The following is a 6,769-nucleotide window of genomic DNA, read 5'->3' as shown; positions in this document are numbered from 1 at the left end:
GGCGGTGGTCGGCTTCGACGTCAAGGTCGCGATCCATCCGTCCCAGGTCGCGGTGATCCGGGAGGGCTATGCCCCGACACCCGAACAGGTGCAATGGGCGCGACACGTGCTCGACGCGGCCCGCGAAGCCCGAGGCGTCTTCCAGTTCGAAGGCATAATGGTGGATGCCCCAGTACTGCGGCGAGCAGAGCGCATCGTCCAGCTAGCGCCCCACCCCGGCGACTAGCCGGCAGCCTCCGACCAGAGGTTCTGCTCTACCCGCCTCCGTGCTGAGCACCTCAGTCGCCTGACGGCGCGATCCGCCGTCAGTGGCCTTAGGAGGCGGTATGGCAGGGACCGTTTCGGCACCCCTCGAGTCGTTCGACGTCGAGATGGAGCCCGTTTCACTGGTCGCCCCGGACGGGACGCCGACCCCCGAATCCCGGTACCGCCGAGATCTTCCCCCCGAGACGCTGGCCTGGCTCCACGAGGCCATGGTCGTCACCCGCGACCTCGACGGCGAGTTCGTCAACCTGCAGCGACAGGGTGAGTTGGCGCTGTTCGCGTCCTGCCACGGCCAGGAGGCCGCCCAGATCGGTGCCGCGGCATGCCTGCGCAAGACCGACTGGCTGTTCCCGCAGTACCGCGAGATCGGCGCCTTCCTGTTACGCGGCATCACGCCCGCGCAGATCGCCGCGGTATGGCGCGGGAAATGGCACGGCGGGCTGGGCTTTACCGAGAAATGCGTCGCGCCGATCGCCATCCCGATCGGCACCCACGGACTGCACGCGGTCGGGGCGGCCATGGCCGCTCAGCGGTTGGGCGAGGAGTCGGTGACGCTGGCATTCATCGGCGACGGCGCCACCAGCGAGGGTGACGTGCACGAGGCGCTGAACTTCGCCGCCGTCTACAAGGCGCCGTGCGTGTTCTTCGTCCAGAACAACCAGTGGGCGATCTCGGTGCCGGTCCGGCAGCAGATGGCCGGGCCGTCCATCGCGCACCGCGCCACCGGCTACGGGATGCCGGGGATCCGCGTCGACGGCAACGACGTGCTCGCGTGCTTCGCGGTCACCGCCGAAGCCGCGCGCCGGGCCCGCGAGGGTGGCGGTCCGACACTCATCGAGGCGATCACTTACCGGATGGGTCCGCACACCACCTCCGACGACCCGAACCGCTACCGCAGCCCGGCCGAGGTGCAGGAGTGGGCGGCACGCGACCCGATCGCGCGCTACCGCACCTATCTGCAGTCGGTGGGGGTGTGGAGCGACCGGCTCGAGGAACGGGTCAAGGCGAGGTCGGTACGGCTGCGAGCCGAACTGCGCGACGCGGTCGTCGGCGACGAGGACTACGACGTCACCGAGATGTTCGACGCGGTCTATGCCGACATCACGCCCGATCTCGCGGCCCAACGCGACCAACTCGCCGCCGAACTCGCGAAGGAGGTGTGACATGACGCAGATCATCGAACGGCCACCGATGTTCGGCGAGGACGAACCTCCCGAGCGTCTGCTGACCTCGCTGCCCGCGGTGACCGATGCGCCGACCCTGACCATGGCACAGGCCATCAACCGCGCCCTGCACGACGCGATGGCCTCCGACGAGCGGGTGCTGGTGTTCGGTGAGGACGTCGCGACGCTCGGCGGCGTCTTCCGTGTCACCGAGGGACTGGCCGAAACCTTCGGTGCCGCTCGGTGTTTCGACACGCCACTGGCCGAGTCGGCAATCGTCGGGATTGCGATCGGAATGGCCCTGCGCGGCTTCGTCCCCGTACCCGAGATCCAGTTCGACGGGTTCGCAGCACCGGCCTTCGACCAGATCGTCAGCCATCTGGCGAAGTACCGGATGCGTACGCGCGGTGACGTCGACATGCCGGTGACGATCCGCATCCCGTCGTTCGGCGGGATCGGCGCGGTCGAACACCACTCGGAGTCGACCGAAACCTATTGGCTGCACACCGCGGGGCTGAAGGTGGTGGTGCCCTCGACACCCTCGGATGCGTATTGGCTGCTGCGGCACGCGATCACCAGCCGTGACCCCGTCATCTATCTCGAGCCCAAGCGCCGATACTGGACCCGCGAGCCCGTCGACACCTCGGCTCCGGGGCTGCCGCTGGGGCGGGCGGCGACCCGCCGCGTCGGCACCGACGTCACCGTGGTGACCTACGGCCCGCTGGTGGCCACCGCGCTGGGCGCCGCGGATGTCGCGACAGAGCGCCACGGCTGGAGCGTCGAGGTTCTCGACCTGCGCACGCTCAATCCGCTGGACTTCGAGGCGGTTTCGGAGTCGGTGCGGCGCACCGGCCGGGTCGTCGTGATGCACGAGGGGCCGCGCACACTGGGTTTCGGCGCCGAACTGGCGGCACGCATTTCGGAGGAGTTGTTCTACGACCTCGAGGCGCCGGTGTTGCGGGCGACCGGATTCGACACGCCCTATCCGCCTGCGCGGCTGGAGAAGCTGTGGCTGCCGGGGGTCGACCGGCTGCTCGATTGCATCGAACGCACCTTGGAGCAGCCATGACGGTGATGGACTTTCTGGTCCCCGATCTCGGCGAGGGTCTCGAGGACGCGACGATCACCGCGTGGAGCGTCGCGGTCGGCGACGAGGTCGAACTCAATCAGACGCTGTGCACAGTGGAGACCAACAAGGCCGAGGTCGAGATCCCTAGTCCGTACGCGGGCCGTGTGGTCGAACTGGGTGGCCACGAAGGCGAGACGCTACCCGTCGGCGCGACGCTGGTGCGCATCGCGACCGACGCCGAAAAGCCCGTCCAGAAGCGCAAGCCCGTGCTTGTCGGATACGGCGCCGATGACGCAATGGACCAGAGCAGGCGAACGACCACACCGCCGCCGCACCGTGCCCGCGCCAAGCCTGCGGTGCGCAAGCTCGCCGCCGAACTGAACGTGGACCTGGCGGCACTGACCGGTTCGGGACCCGACGGTGTGGTCACCCGCGAGGACGTACTCGCCGCGGCGGGCAGATCCGCGCCTAGCCCCGACATGGTGACGGTCAGTGGAGTCCAGGCCGAGATGGCGCGTCGTATGACGATGTCGCGCAAGCAGATTCCCGATGCGCACACCGCCGTGCAGGTGGACGGTACGAACCTGCTGCGGCTGCGGGACCGGCTTCGCGTCCGCGCAGGCGACGAGGCGCCGATCACGCCGTTCGTGCTCACGCTGCGCCTGCTGACCATCGCGCTGCGACATCACCCCACCCTCAACGCCACCTGGGTGGAGACCACCGAAGGCGCGCAGATCCACCTGCATTCGGCCGTGCACCTCGGCTTCGGGGTGGCGGCACCGCGAGGCCTGCTGGTTCCCGTCGTCAGCGATGCCCACCTCAAGACCACCCGGCAGCTCGCCGACGAGGTGGCGCGGCTGATCGGCGGTGCGCGGGCGGGCACGCTCAAACCGACCGAGCTGCAGGGCTCGACGTTCACCGTGTCGAACTTCGGTGCGCTCGGCCTCGACGACGGAGTGCCGGTGATCAACTACCCCGAAGCCGCCATCCTCGGCATCGGTTCGCTCAAACCGCGCGCGGTGGTCGTCGACGACGCGGTGGTGGCACGGCCGACGATGAACCTCACCTGCGCGTTCGACCACCGGATCGCCGACGGTGCGCAGGTGGCGGCGTTCATGTGCGAACTTCGCGACCTGATCGAAGCGCCGGACACGGCGCTGCTCGACCTGTAGTGCACGATCCGGCCATGGCGCAGAAGGATTCATGCCCGTGCGGTAGCGGAGACGTTTACGCCGCGTGCTGCGAACCCCTGCACGACGGCGCGCGCGTCGCCGCCACCGCCGAGGAGCTGATGCGGTCGCGCTACTCCGCCTTCGCAAAGGGTGTTGGGGACTATTTGTTCGCGACGTGGCATCCGCGCACACGGCCGTCCGACGTCACGCTCGATGACGAGGTGATTTGGACCGGGCTCGTCATCAGCGACGTGGTGGCCGGCAGCGAGACCGACGACCACGGTGAGGTCGAATTCACGGCCCGCTACCTTCGGGCGGGGCGGCCGGGCGCGATGGACGAGCGCAGCCGATTCGAACGCCGAGCGGGACGCTGGTTCTACGTCGACCGCGTCTGAGTCATCGGCGCCGCGCCGCGGCGAGCCGTTCGGCGAACTCGGGGGAGCGGATCGAGGTGGCCTGCGGGCCGAGTTCGGTGTCGACCGCGATGCGGTGTTGGTCGACGTCGACGACGCCGGGGTTGGCCGTCGCCCGCATCGACGCCTTGGTCGCGAGCACCACCTCGCGCGGTGCTCCCGCCGGGCCCTTGGCCAGTTCCCTCGCCGCGGCTACGGGATCGTCGGCGACCTCGAGCGCCAGGCCGTACCGGACGGCGGCCTCGGCGTCGAAGCGCTTGCCGAACAGCAGTGACGCGCGGGCGGCCTGCGGACCGATCGCGCGCTGCAGCATCCAGGTCGCTCCTCCGCCGGGGTGGATGCCCAACTTCTGGAAGCGGGGGTCGAACAGCGCGGAGGGCCCGGCGATACGCACGTCGGCCGCCAGCGCCAGGTTCACCCCGGCGCCGACGGCGGCGCCGTTCACCGCGGCGATGGTCGGCAGCGCGCAGTTGGCGACGGCGAGGAAACCGTCGTAGATCTTGCGCAGTCCGTCCTCGGTCGCCGTGCCGAGCGCGCTCAGGTCGGCGCCCGCACAGAACGCCTTGCCCGCGCCGGTGACGATGACCGCGTGCACATCCGGATCGGCCTCGGCGGCGTCGACGGCTTCGCGCAGTGCGGTGGAGATCTCGAACGTCACCGCGTTTCGGCGCTCGGGGTCGTTGACGGTGAGGACCGCGACGCGGTCTTCGATGTGGATCAGTACCGGATCAGTCACCGGCTCAGCCTAGTGACCCGTCAGGGGGCGACGGTCAGCGTGACGTTGTGCAGTGCCACCGCGACATCGCTGGGCAGGACGTCGACGAAGGTCGGGACGTCGCGAATCGCGCCGCCCGAGGCGATCAGGTTTCCCGGATAGCTAGGGCTGCAAGGGAAGTCATGGCAGCGGTACCAGAAGCCCGGTGCGCTCTGGTACGGAAACATGCTGGGCGCCTGGTCCACCCGGTACCGCCCGGGCTCGATCGAGGCCGTGGTCCAGCCCGGTCGGGGGTTCGTGGTGACGTTGAAGACGCCGTTGCTGCCGTAGCTGGGCGGCGGCGCGGCATGCGCAGGCAGGGCGAGCGCGAAGGCCATCGCGCCTGCCGATACGGCGGCGGCGATCCCGCGCCTCGAGTTCACGCCGCTGAGTCTATCGACCGGGCGCTGCCGCCAGGCAGATATCGCTCGACCGGTGAACCGGAGGCGGTCAGGCGGCGGCGTCGGCCCCCGCCTTCGCGCCGTCGCCGGGTGTGCCGGCGTTGCCGCCCGTGGTGTCGTTTCCGGAAACGTCTGGGGTGCCGAGCTGCGGGCCTTCGGTGGCGGAATCATCTTGCCGCTGAACGCGTTTCGGGCCGAATCCGTCACGGAGCTTGCCGGGCAGGGCTCTCACGCTGTCGCGCAGCACGTTCAGCTGCGGTCGGCGCTTCTGCGCGATCTCCGGGTCATCGGCCCCGGGCCGTCGAGCCGGCTCTGCCATGGCCAGCCGTGTGGTGTCGGTCCGACGTTGCGTCGTCTCCGGTTCGACCGTCGGCTCCGGGTCGACCGTTGCCTCCTGCTCGACCGCCGTTTCCGGCTGCGTCGTCGGGCGCGGCGCGGACGCCGCCGACAGGCCCTGCAGAATCGCGCCGGGGACCTTCACCGCCGTGGCCAACAATTCGTCGGGCGGGGGAGCGATCCGTGCCGGGCGGTAGGCGCTCGGATCGCGGGGGATCGGGTTGCCGCCGTAGTAGGCCGAGTCGACGGCCAGCTTCAGCACCGGCCCGGTGAGCTCGGCGAGCTGATCGCCGAAGACGTCGCGGATCAGCCGGGTCAGCGGAAGCTCTTCTGCGGTGTACGTGACGTAGGTGGTGTTGTCCCGCTCGGTGACGTAGGCCGTGATCCTGTCGCCGGGGGGAGCGCTGCACTGCGTGTCAGGACAGTCGAGGACATCGCCGGTTGCGAGGATCGCGCAGGTGTTGGCGTCGCAGTGGACGGTGGGCTTGCCCTCGGCGTCGACCGGGAGCTCGCGCTCGGACTGGTTCAGCCGGGTGTAGAGGTAGCCGACCAGAGAGTTGACCGCCGCGACGGGGTTCAGCACGTCCGCCGGGGCATTGGAGTTGTAGTCGTACTCATAGCCGGTGTTGACGACGCGCAACGCGGGTACGTCGCTCGGGGTTGGGATGGGGTTCACGCCGATCAGCGCGAACCACGGATACCGGGTGCCGAAGCCGCCGTCGGGACGCGCGACATCGTTGTCGAGGATGAAGACGGTGTCTCCCAGATCCGTCCGATTCCGTAGGAGCAGCAAACTGGCGTTCGCCGCGCCCCAGCCGGACGCCAGCACGGCGTTCTGTTCGCCGGCGTGGTCGCTGAGGGCCTGCTCGATGCCGGCCGGACCGGTGCGGAAGTCGACGTAGACGACGTTCTTCCCGTCGACACCGGTGTACGTCGGGTTGTTGAACTTTCCGCCGAAGAAGTCCGCCACACCCGCCCCGGTCGGGTTCGTCGAGCTGCCCACGACGATGAGGGCGGTCAGGTCCACCATCGCCGAGGAGATCGAGGCCGGCTGGGTGGCCGCGAGGCCGACGACACAGGTCGCGACCCCCGCGGCGGCCACGCCCGTCGCCAACCGAGTCCACCTTTTGCCCGAACCGGCCATCCCTCGTCCTCCCACCCCATGCGCAGCAAACATCAGCGCTTGGCGCGATAGTA

The 6,769-nt window shown here is 69.4% G+C and carries 7 protein-coding genes and 1 pseudogene; 5 read left to right on the top strand and 3 right to left on the bottom strand.

The genetic code is table 11. From position 1 onward, the window contains the following. From A5752_RS11070 to A5752_RS11050, 5 genes and pseudogenes are all read left to right on the top strand, one after another. A pseudogene (locus A5752_RS11070) lies at positions 1-226 on the top strand (CoA ester lyase); the annotation flags it as partial. A gap of 100 nt (positions 227-326) precedes the next feature. Beyond that, positions 327-1,427 carry a pyruvate dehydrogenase (acetyl-transferring) E1 component subunit alpha gene (gene pdhA, locus A5752_RS11065; protein WP_067085089.1) on the top strand — a complete coding sequence of 367 codons (1,101 nt, stop codon included), beginning with the start codon at positions 327-329 and terminating at the stop codon, positions 1,425-1,427. 1 nt (position 1,428) lies between these two features. Continuing rightward, a complete protein-coding gene (locus tag A5752_RS11060) occupies positions 1,429-2,496 on the top strand; it encodes an alpha-ketoacid dehydrogenase subunit beta (RefSeq protein ID WP_067085088.1) in 1,068 nt (355 codons plus the stop codon). Next, the gene (locus tag A5752_RS11055; protein WP_067085086.1) at positions 2,493-3,668 is read left to right on the top strand and encodes a dihydrolipoamide acetyltransferase family protein; all 1,176 of its coding nucleotides are present in this window, start codon (positions 2,493-2,495) and stop codon (positions 3,666-3,668) included. Before A5752_RS11060 ends, A5752_RS11055 begins: the two co-directional genes overlap by 4 nt. Before the next feature lie 14 nt (positions 3,669-3,682). Next, complete coding sequence (locus A5752_RS11050) at positions 3,683-4,063, top strand: YchJ family protein (protein WP_067085112.1); 381 nt, start codon at positions 3,683-3,685, stop codon at positions 4,061-4,063. A gap of 1 nt (position 4,064) precedes the next feature. On the opposite strand, the gene A5752_RS11045 is transcribed toward A5752_RS11050, so the two are convergent. From A5752_RS11045 to A5752_RS11035, 3 genes are all read right to left on the bottom strand, one after another. Continuing rightward, positions 4,065-4,817, bottom strand: coding sequence for an enoyl-CoA hydratase (locus tag A5752_RS11045; RefSeq protein ID WP_067085085.1), 753 nt, complete (start codon positions 4,815-4,817; stop codon positions 4,065-4,067). Positions 4,818-4,837: 20 nt separating this feature from the next. Then, on the bottom strand, positions 4,838-5,173 hold the full coding sequence (locus tag A5752_RS11040; protein ID WP_067085110.1) for a hypothetical protein: 336 nt from the start codon (positions 5,171-5,173) through the stop codon (positions 4,838-4,840). Between the two features lie 112 nt (positions 5,174-5,285). Beyond that, positions 5,286-6,686, bottom strand: a complete 1,401-nt coding sequence (locus A5752_RS11035) for an alpha/beta hydrolase family protein (protein WP_231983383.1) — start codon at positions 6,684-6,686, stop codon at positions 5,286-5,288. Between the last annotated feature and the right edge of the window lie 83 nt (positions 6,687-6,769).

Source organism: Mycobacterium sp. 852002-51961_SCH5331710, from assembly GCF_001665535.1.
Classification (GTDB): domain Bacteria; phylum Actinomycetota; class Actinomycetes; order Mycobacteriales; family Mycobacteriaceae; genus Mycobacterium.
This window is presented reverse-complemented; position numbering and strand designations above follow the sequence as displayed.